14 protein-coding genes and 1 other RNA gene are annotated in these 15,326 nt (G+C 57.5%); 5 read left to right on the forward strand and 10 right to left on the reverse strand.

Annotated features, from left to right (window positions below; genetic code table 11):
* The first annotated feature begins 46 nt into the window (after positions 1 to 46).
* Positions 47 to 598, forward strand: a complete 552-nt coding sequence (locus tag AFK62_RS16140; RefSeq protein ID WP_007669144.1) for an RNA 2'-phosphotransferase — start codon at positions 47 to 49, stop codon at positions 596 to 598.
* Positions 599 to 648: 50 nt separating this feature from the next.
* On the opposite strand, the gene gcvP is transcribed toward AFK62_RS16140, so the two are convergent.
* The 7 genes from gcvP to AFK62_RS16175 all read right to left on the reverse strand — a co-directional run bounded on the left by gcvP (position 649) and on the right by AFK62_RS16175 (position 9,890).
* Positions 649 to 3,522 (reverse strand): aminomethyl-transferring glycine dehydrogenase, encoded by a 2,874-nt coding sequence (gene gcvP, locus AFK62_RS16145; protein ID WP_007669146.1) that lies wholly within the window; start codon positions 3,520 to 3,522, stop codon positions 649 to 651.
* A gap of 130 nt (positions 3,523 to 3,652) precedes the next feature.
* The gene (gene gcvH, locus AFK62_RS16150) at positions 3,653 to 4,042 is read right to left on the reverse strand and encodes a glycine cleavage system protein GcvH (protein WP_007669156.1); all 390 of its coding nucleotides are present in this window, start codon (positions 4,040 to 4,042) and stop codon (positions 3,653 to 3,655) included.
* A 23-nt stretch (positions 4,043 to 4,065) separates the two neighbouring features.
* A complete protein-coding gene (gene gcvT, locus AFK62_RS16155) occupies positions 4,066 to 5,163 on the reverse strand; it encodes a glycine cleavage system aminomethyltransferase GcvT (protein WP_007669158.1) in 1,098 nt (365 codons plus the stop codon).
* Positions 5,164 to 5,584: 421 nt separating this feature from the next.
* On the reverse strand, positions 5,585 to 6,787 hold the full coding sequence (gene ubiI, locus AFK62_RS16160; protein ID WP_007669160.1) for an FAD-dependent 2-octaprenylphenol hydroxylase: 1,203 nt from the start codon (positions 6,785 to 6,787) through the stop codon (positions 5,585 to 5,587).
* 10 nt (positions 6,788 to 6,797) lie between these two features.
* Entirely contained in the window at positions 6,798 to 7,976 is a 1,179-nt protein-coding gene (gene ubiH / locus AFK62_RS16165; protein WP_007669168.1) for a 2-octaprenyl-6-methoxyphenyl hydroxylase, read from the reverse strand.
* Positions 7,973 to 9,289, reverse strand: a complete 1,317-nt coding sequence (pepP, locus tag AFK62_RS16170; protein ID WP_007669169.1) for a Xaa-Pro aminopeptidase — start codon at positions 9,287 to 9,289, stop codon at positions 7,973 to 7,975. The genes ubiH and pepP overlap by 4 nt, the downstream gene beginning before the upstream one ends.
* Positions 9,290 to 9,311: 22 nt before the next feature.
* The gene (locus AFK62_RS16175) at positions 9,312 to 9,890 is read right to left on the reverse strand and encodes a YecA/YgfB family protein (protein ID WP_085960959.1); all 579 of its coding nucleotides are present in this window, start codon (positions 9,888 to 9,890) and stop codon (positions 9,312 to 9,314) included.
* A 161-nt stretch (positions 9,891 to 10,051) separates the two neighbouring features.
* Here AFK62_RS16175 and zapA point away from each other — a divergent pair, with 161 nt between their 5' ends.
* From zapA to AFK62_RS16185, 3 genes are all read left to right on the forward strand, one after another.
* The gene (gene zapA, locus AFK62_RS16180) at positions 10,052 to 10,381 is read left to right on the forward strand and encodes a cell division protein ZapA (RefSeq protein ID WP_007669177.1); all 330 of its coding nucleotides are present in this window, start codon (positions 10,052 to 10,054) and stop codon (positions 10,379 to 10,381) included.
* Positions 10,382 to 10,422: 41 nt separating this feature from the next.
* Positions 10,423 to 10,606: non-coding RNA, 6S RNA (gene ssrS / locus AFK62_RS21535), on the forward strand.
* Between the two features lie 16 nt (positions 10,607 to 10,622).
* Positions 10,623 to 11,219, forward strand: coding sequence for a 5-formyltetrahydrofolate cyclo-ligase (locus tag AFK62_RS16185; protein ID WP_007669180.1), 597 nt, complete (start codon positions 10,623 to 10,625; stop codon positions 11,217 to 11,219).
* 73 nt (positions 11,220 to 11,292) lie between these two features.
* On the opposite strand, the gene serA is transcribed toward AFK62_RS16185, so the two are convergent.
* Together serA and rpiA are read right to left on the reverse strand one after the other, a co-directional pair.
* Positions 11,293 to 12,531: a phosphoglycerate dehydrogenase gene (gene serA, locus AFK62_RS16190; RefSeq protein ID WP_007669192.1), complete on the reverse strand. Its 1,239-nt coding sequence runs from the start codon at positions 12,529 to 12,531 to the stop codon at positions 11,293 to 11,295.
* Between the two features lie 268 nt (positions 12,532 to 12,799).
* On the reverse strand, positions 12,800 to 13,459 hold the full coding sequence (gene rpiA, locus AFK62_RS16195) for a ribose-5-phosphate isomerase RpiA (RefSeq protein ID WP_007669193.1): 660 nt from the start codon (positions 13,457 to 13,459) through the stop codon (positions 12,800 to 12,802).
* A gap of 167 nt (positions 13,460 to 13,626) precedes the next feature.
* On the opposite strand from rpiA, the gene argP reads away from it, so the two are divergent.
* Entirely contained in the window at positions 13,627 to 14,520 is an 894-nt protein-coding gene (gene argP, locus AFK62_RS16200) for a DNA-binding transcriptional regulator ArgP (RefSeq protein WP_007669194.1), read from the forward strand.
* Between the two features lie 27 nt (positions 14,521 to 14,547).
* Here argP and AFK62_RS16205 read toward each other — a convergent pair whose 3' ends face one another.
* Positions 14,548 to 15,321, reverse strand: a complete 774-nt coding sequence (locus AFK62_RS16205; protein ID WP_007669195.1) for an oxidative stress defense protein — start codon at positions 15,319 to 15,321, stop codon at positions 14,548 to 14,550.
* Positions 15,322 to 15,326 lie beyond the last annotated feature (5 nt).

The raw sequence follows: 15,326 nt of genomic DNA on the forward strand, positions 1-15,326 counted from the left end.
TCCTTGCTGCCACCCCGCCTGATAGCAGCAACACAAAGAGTCAGAAATGAAATCACACGCCGACATCAGTAAATTCCTAAGTTACGTTTTACGTCACCAACCCGAGTCGATTGGCCTTCAGCTTGATACTGAAGGCTGGGCCGCGGTAAATGACCTCATCACACTTGCCGGAAAGGCGGGTACGCCCCTGACACCAGCGCTCATCGAAGCTGTCGTGCGGGATAATGACAAGCAGCGTTTTGCGCTGACTGAAGACAAACTACACATTCGCGCCGTACAAGGACACTCTACCAATCAGGTAGCGATGACGTGGGCAGAAAAGCAGCCGCCACAGACGCTCTGGCACGGCACCGCCACGCGCTTCATCAACAGCATTCGCGCACAAGGGCTGGTTGCCGGTTCGCGCCATCATGTGCATCTTTCAGGGGATGAAGTGACGGCTATGTCGGTGGGCAAACGCCACGGCAAACCGGTCGTGCTGAAGATCCGCGCCGGGGCCATGCACCAGCAAGGTTTTGCGTTTTATCAGGCAGAGAATGGCGTCTGGCTAACGCTCGCCGTGCCCGCCGCCTTTATCGATTTCAGCGCCGCAGAATAAAACAGGGCGCCGAAGCGCCCTTTGTATGGTCAGTCTTGCTGGTATAAAGGTTACTGATATTCGCTCATCGGCACGCAGGAGCAGAAGAGATTACGGTCGCCGTAAACATCGTCCAGGCGTTTCACCGTCGGCCAGTATTTATTCTCAAACCCTGCCGGGAAGGCTGCCAGCTCGCGGCTGTAGGCATGTTCCCACTCTTGCGCCAGCTCGCGCTGCACGTGGGGTGCGTTAACCAGCGGGTTATCATCCTGCGGCCATTCGCCCTGCGCCACGCGGTCGATTTCACCACGGATCGCAAGCATTGCATCGATAAAGCGATCCAGCTCGACTTTGTTTTCCGATTCCGTCGGCTCCACCATCAGCGTGCCCGCGACAGGGAATGACATGGTCGGTGCGTGGAAGCCATAGTCGATCAGGCGTTTGGCGATATCCAGCTCGCTAATGCCAGTGGTCTCTTTCAGCGGACGAATATCCAGAATGCATTCGTGCGCCACGCGACCATCGCGACCGGTGTAAAGCACCGGATAGGCGTCTTTCAGACGGCTGGCGATGTAGTTGGCGTTAAGGATCGCCGTCTGGCTCGCCTTTTTCAGCCCTTCAGAGCCCATCATGCGGATATACATCCAGCTTATCGGCAGGATCGATGCGCTGCCGAAAGGTGCGGCGGAGACCGCGCCCTGTGCGGTCAGCATGCCTTCAATCTGCACCACGCTGTGGCCCGGTACAAACGGTGCCAGGTGCGCTTTCACGCCGATTGGCCCCATCCCCGGACCGCCGCCGCCGTGCGGAATGCAGAACGTTTTATGCAGGTTAAGGTGCGAAACATCTGCGCCGATATAGCCCGGTGATGTGATACCAACCTGCGCGTTCATGTTGGCGCCATCCAGGTAAACCTGGCCGCCGAACTGATGCACGATGTCGCACACTTCACGGATAGTTTCTTCATACACGCCGTGGGTGGAGGGATACGTCACCATGATGCAGGAGAGCTTGTCGCCCGCCGTTTCCGCTTTGGCGCGCAGGTCAGCGAGATCGATGTTGCCCTGTTTATCACAGGCCACCACCACCACCTGCATCCCTGCCATCTGCGCAGAGGCCGGGTTCGTGCCGTGCGCGGAGCTCGGAATAAGACAGATGTCGCGATGACCTTCATTGCGGCTCTCGTGATAGTGACGGATCGCCAGCAGCCCCGCATATTCACCCTGCGCACCGGAGTTCGGCTGCATACAGAGCGCGTCGTAGCCCGTAAGCTTCACCAGCCAGTCAGAGAGTTGGCCGATCATCTGGAGATAACCTTCAGCCTGATCCGCCGGGCAGAAAGGATGTAGTTCAGCAAATTCCGGCCAGGTGATGGGGATCATTTCCGCCGCCGCGTTGAGCTTCATAGTGCAGGAACCCAGCGGGATCATCGCCTGGTTCAGCGCCAGATCTTTACGCTCCAGGCTGTGCATGTAACGCATCATCTCGGTTTCGCTGTGGTAGCGGTTAAAGACCGGATGCGTAAGGATAGCGTCGTTACGCAGCATGGCTTGCGTAATGGAGCGGCTGTCATGCGCCACGTCTTTATCCAGCGCGTCGATATCAATCTGCGTGTCGTCGCCTGTCACTACGCGCAGCAGGGCCTGAACATCGGCACGGGTAGTGGTTTCATCAAGCGTGATACCGACCGCACCCGGGATATCGCTGCGCAGGTTGATTTCGCTCGCCTGCGCGCGCGCCAGCACGGCAGCTTTATCAGCGACATCAACGCACAATGTGTCGAACCAGGTGGTATGACGCAGCGTCAGCCCGCGGCGTTGCAGGCCCGCCGCCAGAATATCGGCGAAACGGTGAATGCGGCTGGCAATACGTTTCAGGCCTTGCGGGCCGTGGAACACGGCGTAGAGACTCGCAACATTGGCCAGCAACACCTGTGAGGTACAGATGTTGGAGTTCGCTTTCTCGCGGCGAATATGCTGCTCGCGGGTTTGCATCGCCATGCGCAGCGCGGTGCGTCCGGCGGCATCTTTCGACACACCGATGATGCGCCCGGGCATGGAACGTTTAAACTCGTCGCTTGCGGCGAAGAATGCCGCATGCGGACCACCGTAGCCCATCGGCACGCCGAAGCGCTGGGCGGAGCCGAAGACAATATCTGCGCCCTGCTTGCCCGGCGCCGTCAGCAGCACCAGCGCCATAAAATCTGCCGCCACGCTCACAATGACTTTGCGGGATTTCAGCTCGCTCATCAGTTCGCGATAGTCATGCACTTCGCCGGTGGTGCCGACCTGCTGCAACAGCACGCCAAACAAGTCCTGATGATCGAGCGCCTTTTGCGCCTCGTCGACAATCACCTCAAAACCAAAGGTTTCAGCACGGGTGCGCACCACATCCAGCGTTTGCGGATGAATATCGGCGGCGACGAAGAAACGGTTGGCGTTTTTCAGTTTGCTGACGCGTTTGGCCATCGCCATCGCTTCCGCCGCCGCGGTCGCTTCATCGAGCAGCGAAGCGGAGGCGATATCCAGCCCGGTCAGATCCAGCGTCACCTGCTGGAAATTGAGCAGCGCCTCCAGACGCCCTTGCGACACCTCCGGCTGATAAGGCGTATAGGCCGTGTACCAGCCTGGGTTTTCCAGCATGTTACGCAGAATAACCGGCGGGGTGTGTACCGCCGCGTAGCCCATGCCGATATAGTTTTTAAAGCGCTTGTTACGCCCGGCGATGGCTTTGAGCTCCGCCAGTGCGGCGAACTCGGTTGCGGCGTCGCCGACATCAGGCGGCGTATCAAGCTGAATATCCGCAGGAACGATTTGCGAAATCAGCGCATCCAGCGAGTCGGCGCCAACGGTGCGCAGCATCTCCTGCTGCTGGTCAACACCCGGTCCGATATGACGCTCAATAAACGCGTCGCGATTTTCCAGGTGGCTCAGGGTCTGGGTCATGGGCGATATTTCCTGAAACGTGCAGTGAGGCAAATAAATGCGATGGTCAGTTCTGCTCCCTTGCGGAAGCGGCGCGTGCCATGTCGTGCACGCGCCTGCCCCTGGATTGCCAGAGGCGTAATGCCGTGAATTACTCGTCTTCTAACAGCGCTTCATACGCGCTCGCGTCCAGCAGCGCGGTCACTTCGGCTTCGTCGCTGGCTTTGATTTTGAAAATCCAGCCCTGGCCGTACGGCTCGCTGTTCACCAGCTCCGGGGCATCGCTCAGCGCATCGTTGACAGCGACAATCTCGCCACTTACCGGCGCGTAGATGTCAGAGGCCGCTTTCACGGATTCCGCCACCGCGCAGTCGTCACCCGCGCTGACGGTCGCGCCGACTTCCGGCAGGTCAACAAACACCATGTCACCCAGGAGCTCCTGCGCATGCTCCGTGATCCCGACGGTGTAAGTGCCGTCAGCTTCTTTACGCAGCCACTCGTGTTCTTTGCTGTATTTCAGTTCGTTTGGCACATTGCTCATTGCTTCTCTCCTGATAACAAAACTTACTGCGCGACCGGCTTACCGGCGCGTACGAAAACGGGTTTAGTGACCTTCACAGGCATTTCGCGGTTGCGGATCTGCACAATGGCAGTATCGCCGATACCCGCAGGAACGCGAGCCAGCGCGATGCTGTAGCCAAGCGTTGGCGAGAACGTGCCGCTGGTGATAATGCCTTCGCAGGCGTTGCCCTGGGCATCGGTAAAACGCACTGGCAGGCCGCCGCGCAGCACGCCTTTTTCCGTCATGACAAGACCAACCAGCTGTTCAGTGCCATTGTCACGCTGGGCTTCCAGCGCGTCGCGACCAATAAAAGCGCGATCTTCCGGCTGCCAGGCGATGGTCCAGCCCATATTGGCGGCAAGCGGCGAGACGCCTTCATCCATCTCCTGACCGTAAAGATTCATGCCCGTTTCAAGACGCAGCGTGTCGCGCGCGCCAAGGCCGCACGGTTTCACGCCCGCGTCGACTAACTGGCTCCAGAAGCCCGCTGCTTTTTCATTAGGCATCGCGATTTCATACCCCGCCTCGCCGGTATAACCGGTTGTGGCGATAAACAGGTCATCGGCCTGCACACCGAAAAACGGCTTCATGCCCTCTACGGCTTTACGCTGGGCGTCGTTAAAAAGCGTGGCGGCTTTCGCCTGCGCGTTCGGGCCCTGAACGGCAATAAGAGAGAGATCGTCACGCACAGTTACAGATACGTCGTAGGGCTCAGCATGCTCGTTTATCCAGGCGAGGTCTTTTTCACGGGTGGCGGAGTTCACTACGAGGCGGAAATAATCTTCCGTCATAAAGTAGACAATCAGATCATCAATGACACCCGCTGAGGCGTTGAGCATCGCGGTGTAGAGCGCTTTACCCGGCTGAGTGAGCTTCGCTACGTCGTTGGCGAGCAGGTTGCGCAGGAATTCACGGGTGCGCGCGCCGCGCAAGTCGACAATGGTCATGTGGGAGACATCAAACATTCCCGCGTCATTACGCACCGCGTGGTGCTCATCAATCTGCGAGCCGTAGTGCAGTGGCATCATCCAGCCATGGAAATCCACCATGCGCGCGCCACAGAGGTTGTGCTGTTCATACAACGGGGTTTGTTGAGCCATCTTGTCCTCATCCTGTCAGCCTGTGTGGTGTGGGTTTCGGCGGTGAAACGCCCTGAATGAAACCCGACGTCATGGCCGATCCCGGCCACGACGCAAACGTTATCTTGCGTCTGAACTTATCACCGAATGTGGCCTTAAACCATAAGCCAGACTGAGCCATCAGATTAGCTTATGACCAGAGATCGCTTATCTGGTGGCAGAATTAAACACTGGCTGAAGGGTTTCAGGTGGCGTCGAAACGCTAATGGCGTGCCGAATTTTTAATATAAGCGCGCTGAAATCGCTGTTTTACCGCAAAAAAACGAGAACGCGGAAAAAGAAGAGATTAGAAAAAGTAATCCGAAAAAGAGAGTGAAATTAGAATATTTCAAACGGGGAGAGGCTTCTCTTTCCGCTTGCCGGAAAGAGAAGTGTGACGCAGTTAACGCAACCAGTCAGGGAGGTCATTCAGGCCCATCGCCTGGCGAATCAGCTGTGGTTTAACACCCGGCAATTTATCAGCGAGTGTCAGGCCCAGATCGCGCAGCAGCTTTTTCGCCGGGTTCGAGCCGGAAAAGAGTTCGCGAAAGCCTTGCATGCCTGCAAGCATCATCGCCGCGGCGTGCTTGCGGCTGCGCTCGTAGCGCCGAAGATAGAGATGCTGGCCAATATCTTTGCCCTGTTGGTGCAGACGCCGCAGTTCGCTTATCAGTTCCGCCGCATCCATAAAGCCGAGGTTCACCCCCTGCCCCGCGAGCGGATGGATGGTGTGGGCTGCATCGCCGACCAGCGCCAGGCGGTGCGCCGCGAACTGGCGCGCATAACGGCCGGTAAGCGGAAAAACCTGACGATCGCTCTCAAGGGTACATAAGCCAAGACGATTATCGAACGCCACGCAGAGTGCCTGATTAAACGCTGACACCGGCGCCTGCTGCATCCGATCCGCCTCCTGCGGCGACAGCGACCAGACAATAGAACAAAGGTGCGGATCGCTAAGCGGCAGAAACGCCAGAATACCGTCGCCGTGAAACGCCTGTCGCGCTACAGCGCCATGCGGCTCGGCGGTTCGAATGGTCGCGACCAGCGCATGATGCTGATAATCCCAGGAGGTGAGCGGAATTTCCGCCTTCGCACGCAGCCAGGAGTTCGCGCCGTCGGCACCGACCACCAGCCGCGCGGTTAGCATATTGCCATCTTCAAGGGTAATGAACGCTTCGTTTTCGCCCCATGCGACCTGTTGCAGCGTCGCGGGCGCCATCAGCGTGACTGATTTGCTCTGTTGCGCCTTTTGCCAGAGCGCATAGTGGATAACCTGGTTTTCAATAATGTGCCCGAGATGACTGAAGCCAAACGCCTCGTCGTCAAACGCGATACGTCCGAAACTGTCTTTCTCCCAGACTTCCATGCCGTGATAGGCCGCTGCACGCTGGCGGGTTATCCCATCCCAGACGTCAAGCCGTTTGAGCAGCGCCTCGCTGGCGGCGTTGATTGCCGATACACGAAGCGCCGGAGGCGCTGTCGCATCCAGCGGCTCCGGGGCATGCTGTTCAAGCACCGCGACGCGCAGCCCGCTGCCTTCCAGCCCGCAGGCAACCGCCAGCCCGACCATGCCGCCGCCGACAATCGCTACATCTACACTTTGCACATTCGACTCCTTAGCGCGGCACCCAACCCAGGGTGCGTCTGGCCAGCGCATCACGCGCCGGGGTAAATAGATCCATTGCCATCAGGCCAAGGTTACGCCCGACCACCAGAGGCTGCCAGCGGTTGGCAAACAGTTGCACCAGCCCGTCGGTTACGCCAATCGTTGCGGCTTTATCGTGCTCGCGCCGCTGTTGATAGGCATTCAGCACCGGGTACGCGCCGATATCCTCGCCACGCGCGAACGCCTGCGCCAGCGTCTCGGCAAGCGACATCACATCACGCAGACCCAGATTAAAGCCCTGGCCTGCGATCGGGTGCAGGGTCTGGGCGGCGTTACCCACCAGTACCGCGCGGTGCGAAATCACCCGCGAGGCGAGGCTTAACCCCAGCGGGTAACCGCTGCGCGCCCCTGCATGTGTAATGCGCCCAAGCCGCCAGCCGAATGCGGCTTGCAGTTCGCAGCAAAAACGCTCGTCGCTCCAGGCCAGCACCTCTGCCTGTTTTTCTGACGGGTGGCACCAGACCAGCGAACTGCGCCCTCTGGACATTGGCAGTAACGCCAGCGGGCCATGCTCGGTAAAGCGCTCAAACGCCCGGCCCTGATGCGGCAGCGCGGTCGCGACATTCGCGATAATTGCCGTCTGGTGATAAGGCTGCTGACGCCATTCGATACCGCACTGCGCGCCTATCGAAGACCGGGAGCCGTCGGCTGCGACCAGCAACTGGCCTTCCAGCGTCTCGCCGTTATTAAGCCGCACGTTTACCGACGCCTCATGGCGGGTAATGTCCGCCACACGCGCCGGGCAGTGTACGTGAATGCCGGGCGCTTTGCGCAGCAGGTCAAAAAGACGCCCGCCCGCGTCGTGCAGCTCCACGACGTTACCGAGCGCCGCCGTCTGATAATCCTGCGCATGAAGCGTGACAAAACCGGCGTGGCCGCGGTCGCTGACGTGAACCGTGGTGATGGGCGTCGCGCACGGAGCGAGCGCCTGCCAGACGCCGACGCGCGCCAGCTCCCGACAGGTGCCGTCGGCAATCGCGATAGCGCGGGCGTCAAAGCCCGGATGTGCGGAGGCATCCGGCGCGCTGGCTTCCACCAGATGCACCGGCAGCGCGCCGTGGGTAAAACGAGAAATCGCGAGCGCAAGCGTTGCGCCAGCCATACCGCCGCCCGCGATAATGACGCTCATGAACGCTGCGCTGCCGCCATCAGCGCTTCGATTTCATCCGCCGTTTTAACGACGCTTGCCGTCAGGTTTTCATTACCGGTTTTGGTGATGACAATATCATCTTCGATACGAATACCGATGCCGCGATATTCTTCCGGCACGTCAGCATCCGGCGCGATGTAAAGCCCCGGTTCAACGGTAATAACCATGCCCGGCGCAAGAATGCGCGAGCGATCCGGCCCGTAGAAACCAACGTCATGCACATCCAGCCCCAGCCAGTGGCTGAGCCCATGCATAAAGTATGGACGGTGCGCATTTTCTGCCACCAGTTGCTCTACATCGCCTTTCAGAATACCAAGCCCGATAAGCCCTTTGACCATCACGCGTACGACCTCGCCGGTGACATCCTGAATCGATGTCCCCGGACGGAACAGGCGCAGCGCGGTTTCGAGCGAATCCAGCACGATGTCGTATACGGCGCGCTGAGCCGGTGTGAATTTTCCATTCACCGGGAACGTACGGGTGATATCGCCCGCATACCCCTGGTATTCGCACCCGGCGTCGATCAAGACCAGATCGCCGTCGCGCAACGGGCTTTCATTTTCGGTGTAATGGAGGATGCAGCCGTTTTCGCCGCCGCCCACGATGGTGTTATAGGAGGGGAAGCGCGCGCCGTGGCGGGTAAATTCATGCAGAATTTCGCCCTCCAGCTGATATTCATACATCCCAGGACGGCATTTCTGCATGGCGCGGGTGTGGGCCAGCGCACTGATTTCACCGGCGCGGCGCATGATGGCCAGCTCCTCCGGTGATTTAAACAGGCGCATGTCATGTACCCAGGGGCGCCAGTCGGTGAGCGTGGCAGGTGCAGAGAGGTTCTGGCGCGCGCCGCGACGCAGCTTGTCGAGCGCGGTAAAAACGATGGTGTCGGCATAGGCGTATTCGCCCTGCGCGTGGTAAACCACATCAAGCCCGTTTAGTAACTGATAAAGCTGCTCGTCGATTTCATTGAACGCGAGCGCGCGATCAACACTCAGTTTTGCGGGTGCCGCATCCTGCCCGAGACGACGACCGAACCAGATTTCTGCGGTTTTATCGCGCAGACGGTTGAAGAGAACGCTGTGGCTGTGGGTTTCATCGCTTTTAATCAGCACCAGTACGGCTTCAGGTTCATTAAAGCCAGTGAAATACCAGAAATCGCTGCTCTGGCGATAAGGGTATTCGCTGTCGGCGCTGCGCGTGGCTTCGGGCGCGGCGAAAATCAGCGCCGCGCTGGCCGGAGCCATTTTCGCCAGCAACGCCTGACGGCGTCGCAGAAACTCTTGCTGTGTCATTGCACCTCCTGAGTAACGAATCTTAGTGAAGCGTGGGCTTTTTCACTTCCGGCGCGGTCGGTGACTGGCGCGTAAAGGTGTCATGGCAGAGCAGCGCCGCAACGCGCACATATTCGATGATCTCTTCAAGCGACATTTCCAGCTCTTCCTGATCTTCGTTCTCGTCATAGCCGAGCTGGGCGATGTTACGCAGATCGTCAATGGCTTCACCGGTTTCGCCCGTGATTTTGTCGAGCTTCGGCTGCGTCACACCGAGGCCCAGCAGGAAATGGTTGACCCACCCTGCCAGCGCATCCGCGCGATCGAAGACCGACACATCGTCGCCATCCGGCAGCCAGAGCTGGAACAGAAAACCGTCATCCTCCAGCGTGTCGCTGGTGGTGGCATGTAGCTGGCGCAACGCCTGAGCCAGCTGCTGGCCGAACGCCAGGCCCTCGTTGGTGAGATCGTGAAGCAGCGGTTGCCAGCTACTGTCATGATTGCCGCCGCACAGGATTCCGCTGATAAGGCCGTGCATTTCCGCGGGCGTCAAGCCCACGCCTTGCTGATTGAGCAACTGGCCGACTTCGTCGTAACCAGGCATTTCGTTCTGTATAGACATGCGCATTCGTCGTCGTTGGGAGGATGAGTTCGTGTTATGCTACCACTTCGTGCCCTGGTGATACCAGAAAAGGGCTTGTGTCTTAATATCAGGGTAGCTATAGTGTCGCCCCTTCGCAGCCCCGGCGCGAATGGTTGGCGAGTCAACAGCAGGAAAGTGGAATGTCTGCACAACCAGTCGATATCCAAATTTTTGGGCGTTCACTGCGGGTGAATTGCCCGCCTGAACAGCGAGATGCACTGAATCAGGCTGCGGACGAGCTGAATCAACGGTTGCAAGATCTGAAAGTTCGCACTAGAGTCACCAATACTGAGCAGTTAGTTTTCATTGCGGCGTTGAACGTCTGTTATGAACTGGCTCAGGAAAAAGTAAAAACCCGTGACTACGCGGCCAATATGGAACAGCGTATCCGGATGCTCCAGCAGACCATTGAGCAAGCATTACTTGAGCAAGGTCGCATAAGTGAAAGAGCGGAGCCAAAGTTTGAATAACGCTTCAGGGTTTACTATGGTAGAGTGACCGTGAAGCAAAAATTTCTCTGAGATGTTCGCAAGCGGGCCAGTCCCCTGAGCCGATATTTCAAAAAACAAGAATGTGACGCTCCACGGTTGGTGAGCATGCTCGGTTCGTCCGAGAAGCCTTAAAACCGTGACGACGCATTCACCTTGAACCGCGGGTTCAAGGGTTACAGCCTGCGGCGGCATCTCGGAGATTCCCCTTCTTTTTACTACCATGACGCAACTTCCCATAACGCCAGATCTTCGTCAGCAAATCCGTAAAGAAATCCGTCAACAGCGTCGTGCGCTGACTGCTGAACAGCAGGCACATTTTGCCGAACAGGCCGCCGCGCGCATGTTGGGTTTCGCGCCGGTTATCAAAGCGCATACCGTCGCGGTGTTTCTCTCTTTTGACGGCGAACTGGATACCCGCCCGCTCATCGAAGGATTGTGGCGCGCCGGAAAACAAGTTTACCTGCCCGTCCTCCACCCTTTTAGCCGCGGCAATTTGCTGTTCCTGCGTTATCTGCCAGATAGCCTGCTTGCGACGAATCGTCTGAAAATCCTTGAGCCTGCGCTGGATGTGCGCCATGTCCTCCCGCTGGACCGGCTTGATGTGTTGATAACGCCACTGGTCGCGTTTGACCGTCAGGGCCAACGCCTCGGCATGGGCGGCGGATTTTACGATCGCACATTGCAGAACTGGCGCGCCCACGGGTTTTTCCCGGTGGGTTACGCGCACGACTGCCAGCAGGTTGAAAGCCTGCCTGTGGAAGAGTGGGATATTCCACTGCCTGCGGTGGTGACACCGCAGAAATGTTGGCTCTGGTAAAAAAAACCGGGCAGCGCTTACGCTTGCCCGGCGTTGTGAACGGCTGTACAGGCCGGGCGCCCGGCAATCGAAATCAGTAAAGCATACGGGCGCGGATTGTGCCCTGAATCGCCTTCATGCTTTGCAGCGCTTTATTCGCAACCTCTTCTGGCGCGTCCACATCAATCACGACATAGCCCATCTGCGGCGTGGTTTGCAGATACTGTGCGGCAATGTTAATGCCTTGCTCGGCGAAAATCTGGTTAATTGCCGTCAGCACGCCGGGACGGTTTTCGTGAATGTGCAGCAGACGACTGACGCTCCCGCCATGCAACGGCAGAGACACCTCCGGGAAGTTCACTGCCGAGAGCGTTGAGCCGTTATCAGAGTACTTAGCAAGCTTACCCGCTACTTCCAGGCCAATATTTTCCTGCGCTTCCTGCGTGGAGCCACCGATGTGCGGCGTCAGGATAACGTTATCAAACTCGCAGAGCGGCGAATTAAACGGATCGCTGTTGGTGGCAGGCTCGACCGGGAATACGTCAATGGCCGCACCCGCGAGATGTTTACGGGATAGCGCGTCGCACAGCGCCGGAATATCCACCACCGTGCCGCGCGCGGCGTTAATAAGCAGCGCGCCAGGCTTCATCAGGGCCAATTCTTCTGTGCCAATCATATTCTTCGTCGACGCATTTTCCGGCACGTGCAGGCTCACCACATCACTCATGTTGAGCAGATCGGAGAGATGCTGTACCTGTGTCGCGTTACCAAGCGGCAATTTGCTTTCGATGTCGTAGAAAAAGACATTCATGCCCAGCGATTCTGCCAGGATGCCAAGCTGGGTGCCGATATGGCCGTAACCGATAATCCCGAGCTTTTTACCACGCGCCTCAAAAGAGCCCGTTGCCAGCTTATTCCAGATCCCGCGATGCGCCTTGGCGTTTGCTTCCGGAATACCGCGCAGCAGTAGCAGCAACTCGCCAATTACCAGTTCGGCGACCGAGCGGGTGTTAGAAAACGGCGCGTTAAAGACGGGAATGCCGCGCTTTGCCGCCGCATGCAAATCCACCTGATTGGTGCCGATACAAAAACAGCCTACCGCCACCAGTTTTTCCGCCGCGGCAAAAATCTCTTCTGTCAGATGAGTACGGGATCGTAAGCCGATGAAATGCGCATCACGGATGGACGCTTTCAGCTGTTCGCTGTCGAGCGCGCCCTTATGGTATTCAATATTGGTATAACCTGCGGCGCGCAGGCTATCGATGGCTTTCTGGTGAACGCCTTCCACCAGCAAGAATTTAATTTTGTCTTTCTCCAGCGATACTTTTGCCATTTCACGACCCTGTCTTGTCTGAACTGTGATGAAGCTGAAATAAGCCAGCCTTCTGTCAACATATCAAAATTTCCGGTCCCGGCAATATGAACGTTTGCGTCGCGATGTTGAAGAAATATCACGGCAGGATAAAAGGCAGAAGAAAATATGGCGCGGCAGAAATATGACGGAAGGATTAACAGGATGGAAACAAAAATGTGAGAGATGTCACCAAATTTTAGGTGGGGAAATTTTTTTATCAACGGGGCGCCGCTGCGCCCCGGTCAGATCATTTTACGATGGTTTTCACGCCGTCGGCGGTGCCGATGAGCGCGACATCCGCGCCACGGTTGGCAAAGAGGCCGACAGTCACCACGCCCGGAATAGCATTAATCGCATTCTCAAGCGCAATGGGATCCAGAATCGTCATGCCGTGGACATCGAGGATCACGTTGCCGTTGTCAGTCATCACGCCCTGACGATATTCCGGACGCCCGCCAAGTTTCACCAGCTGACGCGCAACCGCGCTGCGCGCCATCGGGATCACCTCAACCGGCAGCGGGAAGTTGCCAAGGATATCAACCTGCTTAGATGCATCTGCAATGCAGATGAACTTTTGAGCCACCGACGCGATAATTTTCTCGCGTGTTAACGCCGCGCCGCCGCCTTTGATCATCTGCATCTGGTCGTTTATCTCATCCGCACCATCCACATAAATGCCAAGAGAATCCACCTCGTTAAGATCGAAAACGGTGATGCCTAAACTTTTCAGTTTTTCGGTCGAGGCGTCAGAGCTCGACACCGCGCCTTCAATCTCGTTTTTCATGGTGCCCAGCGCGTCGATAAAATGCGCCGCGGTAGAGCCAGTGCCTACGCCAACAATCGTGCCCGGCTCGACATACTGAAGCGCGGCCCAGCCGACGGCTTTTTTAAGTTCATCCTGCGTCATGAGAGTTTTGCCTGTGGTGTGAAAACTGTGGCGCATTATAAAACAAGCCGCCGCTCAATGGGGCAGTCATTCTGCGGGACAGCTCCGATGTTTGCGTTTGGGTCTGTATCCGACGCAAATTTATGTCATAGTGCGAAACAGAACGAGACAGGGAGCACACCACAGAAATGAAACGCCCGGACTACAGAACACTACAGGCGCTGGATGCGGTTATTCGAGAGCGCGGTTTTGAGCGCGCCGCACAAAAGCTGTGTATTACGCAGTCCGCCGTATCGCAACGCATTAAACAGCTGGAAAACACCTTTGGTCAGCCGTTACTGGTGCGTACCGTGCCGCCGCGCCCCACCGAGCAAGGACAAAAACTGCTGGCGCTGCTGCGTCAGGTAGAATTGCTCGAAGAAGAGTGGCTCGGTGATGAACAGACCGGTTCGACGCCGCTCCTGCTGTCGCTCGCGGTCAACGCCGACAGTCTCGCGACCTGGCTTTTGCCGGCGCTGGCGCCAGTGCTCGCAGATTCCCCTGTACGCCTTAATTTGCAGGTGGAAGATGAAACCCGCACCCAGGAGCGGTTGCGTCGTGGTGAAGTTGTCGGCGCGGTGAGTATTCAGCCACAGGCGCTGCCAAGCTGTCTCGTTGACCAACTGGGTGCGCTGGATTATCTGTTCGTCGCCTCAAAAGCGTTTGCGGATCGCTATTTCCCGAACGGCGTCACGCGCGCGTCGCTTCTTAAAGCGCCGGCTGTCGCGTTCGATCACCTGGATGATATGCATCAGGCGTTTTTACAGCAGAATTTCGATTTACCGCCGGGCAGCGTGCCTTGCCATATCGTTAACTCATCGGAAGCCTTTGTACAGTTGGCCCGTCAGGGCACCACCTGCTGTATGATCCCGCATCTGCAGATAGAAAAAGAGCTGCAAAGCGGTGAGCTTATCGATCTCACGCCGGGGCTATATCAGCGCCGGATGCTTTACTGGCACCGCTTTGCGCCAGAGAGCCGCATGATGCGCAAAGTGACCGATGCGTTGCTGGAGTATGGGCACAAGGTACTGCGTCAGGATTAAAAAACCCGCCTGAAGGCGGGTTTTCGTTTATTGCTGCGCGCTGGTTGCCGCAGGTGCGGCGTTCTGGTTTGTCGTACCGCTCTGCGCCCCGGCAGGCTGAAGCTCAAACACCACGTCCACCTGATCGTCAAACTGAATGGTCTGCTGATCGTAGGTGTCCTGTGCGGAAGCAGGCGCTGCCGCTTCGGCTTTCATCATGCGCATCATCGGCGTCGGCTGATAATTCGAGACGTGATAACGCACGCTATAGACCGGGCCAAGCTTGCTGTTGAAACCACTGGCGAGCTGCTGAGCCTGACGCACCGCGTCGTCGATAGCCGCTTTGCGCGCTTTGTCTTTATATTCGTCCGGGTGCGCCACGCCTAAGGAAACGGAGCGAATTTCATTCAGTCCGGCCTTCAGGGCGCCATCCAGCAATTCATTCAGTTTATCGAGCTTGCGCAACGTTACATCGACAGTGCGCACCGCGCGATAGCCTTTCAGCTGGGTTTTCCCATCCTTGAGATATTCATATTCCGGCTGAGTACGCAGGTTAGCGGCGTTGACATCTTTTTTCTCAACGCCATTGTTTTGCAGGTAAGTCAGATACTGCGCCACGCGATCGTCCGCTTGTTTTTTGGCGGTCGCCGCGTCTTTGGCGGACACGTTGACCTCAATGGCCAGCGTCGCGATATCCGGTACTGCATCTACGCTCGCCGTGCCGGAGGTGACGATATGCGGACCGTTGGGCAGTTCATTCGCCTGAACGGACGCCGCGCCGAAACCAATCATTGCCGCAAGGGCCATCACTTTAAACTTCACTGTTA

The organism is Cronobacter condimenti 1330, from assembly GCF_001277255.1.
Classification (GTDB): Bacteria; Pseudomonadota; Gammaproteobacteria; order Enterobacterales; family Enterobacteriaceae; genus Cronobacter; species Cronobacter condimenti.

What these genes read in the sequence shown, in the direction of transcription:
- gcvH (WP_007669156.1), bottom strand. Translation starts at nt 4,042, where the DNA reads ATGAGCAATGTGCCAAACGAACTGAAATACAGCAAAGAACACGAGTGG.
- AFK62_RS16185 (WP_007669180.1), top strand. Translation starts at nt 10,623, where the DNA reads ATGACGCAACTTCCCATAACGCCAGATCTTCGTCAGCAAATCCGTAAA.
- gcvP (WP_007669146.1), bottom strand. Translation starts at nt 3,522, where the DNA reads ATGACCCAGACCCTGAGCCACCTGGAAAATCGCGACGCGTTTATTGAG.
- AFK62_RS16140 (WP_007669144.1), top strand. Translation starts at nt 47, where the DNA reads ATGAAATCACACGCCGACATCAGTAAATTCCTAAGTTACGTTTTACGT.
- zapA (WP_007669177.1), top strand. Translation starts at nt 10,052, where the DNA reads ATGTCTGCACAACCAGTCGATATCCAAATTTTTGGGCGTTCACTGCGG.
- gcvT (WP_007669158.1), bottom strand. Translation starts at nt 5,163, where the DNA reads ATGGCTCAACAAACCCCGTTGTATGAACAGCACAACCTCTGTGGCGCG.
- ubiH (WP_007669168.1), bottom strand. Translation starts at nt 7,976, where the DNA reads ATGAGCGTCATTATCGCGGGCGGCGGTATGGCTGGCGCAACGCTTGCG.
- rpiA (WP_007669193.1), bottom strand. Translation starts at nt 13,459, where the DNA reads ATGACGCAGGATGAACTTAAAAAAGCCGTCGGCTGGGCCGCGCTTCAG.
- AFK62_RS16175 (WP_085960959.1), bottom strand. Translation starts at nt 9,890, where the DNA reads ATGTCTATACAGAACGAAATGCCTGGTTACGACGAAGTCGGCCAGTTG.
- pepP (WP_007669169.1), bottom strand. Translation starts at nt 9,289, where the DNA reads ATGACACAGCAAGAGTTTCTGCGACGCCGTCAGGCGTTGCTGGCGAAA.
- serA (WP_007669192.1), bottom strand. Translation starts at nt 12,531, where the DNA reads ATGGCAAAAGTATCGCTGGAGAAAGACAAAATTAAATTCTTGCTGGTG.
- argP (WP_007669194.1), top strand. Translation starts at nt 13,627, where the DNA reads ATGAAACGCCCGGACTACAGAACACTACAGGCGCTGGATGCGGTTATT.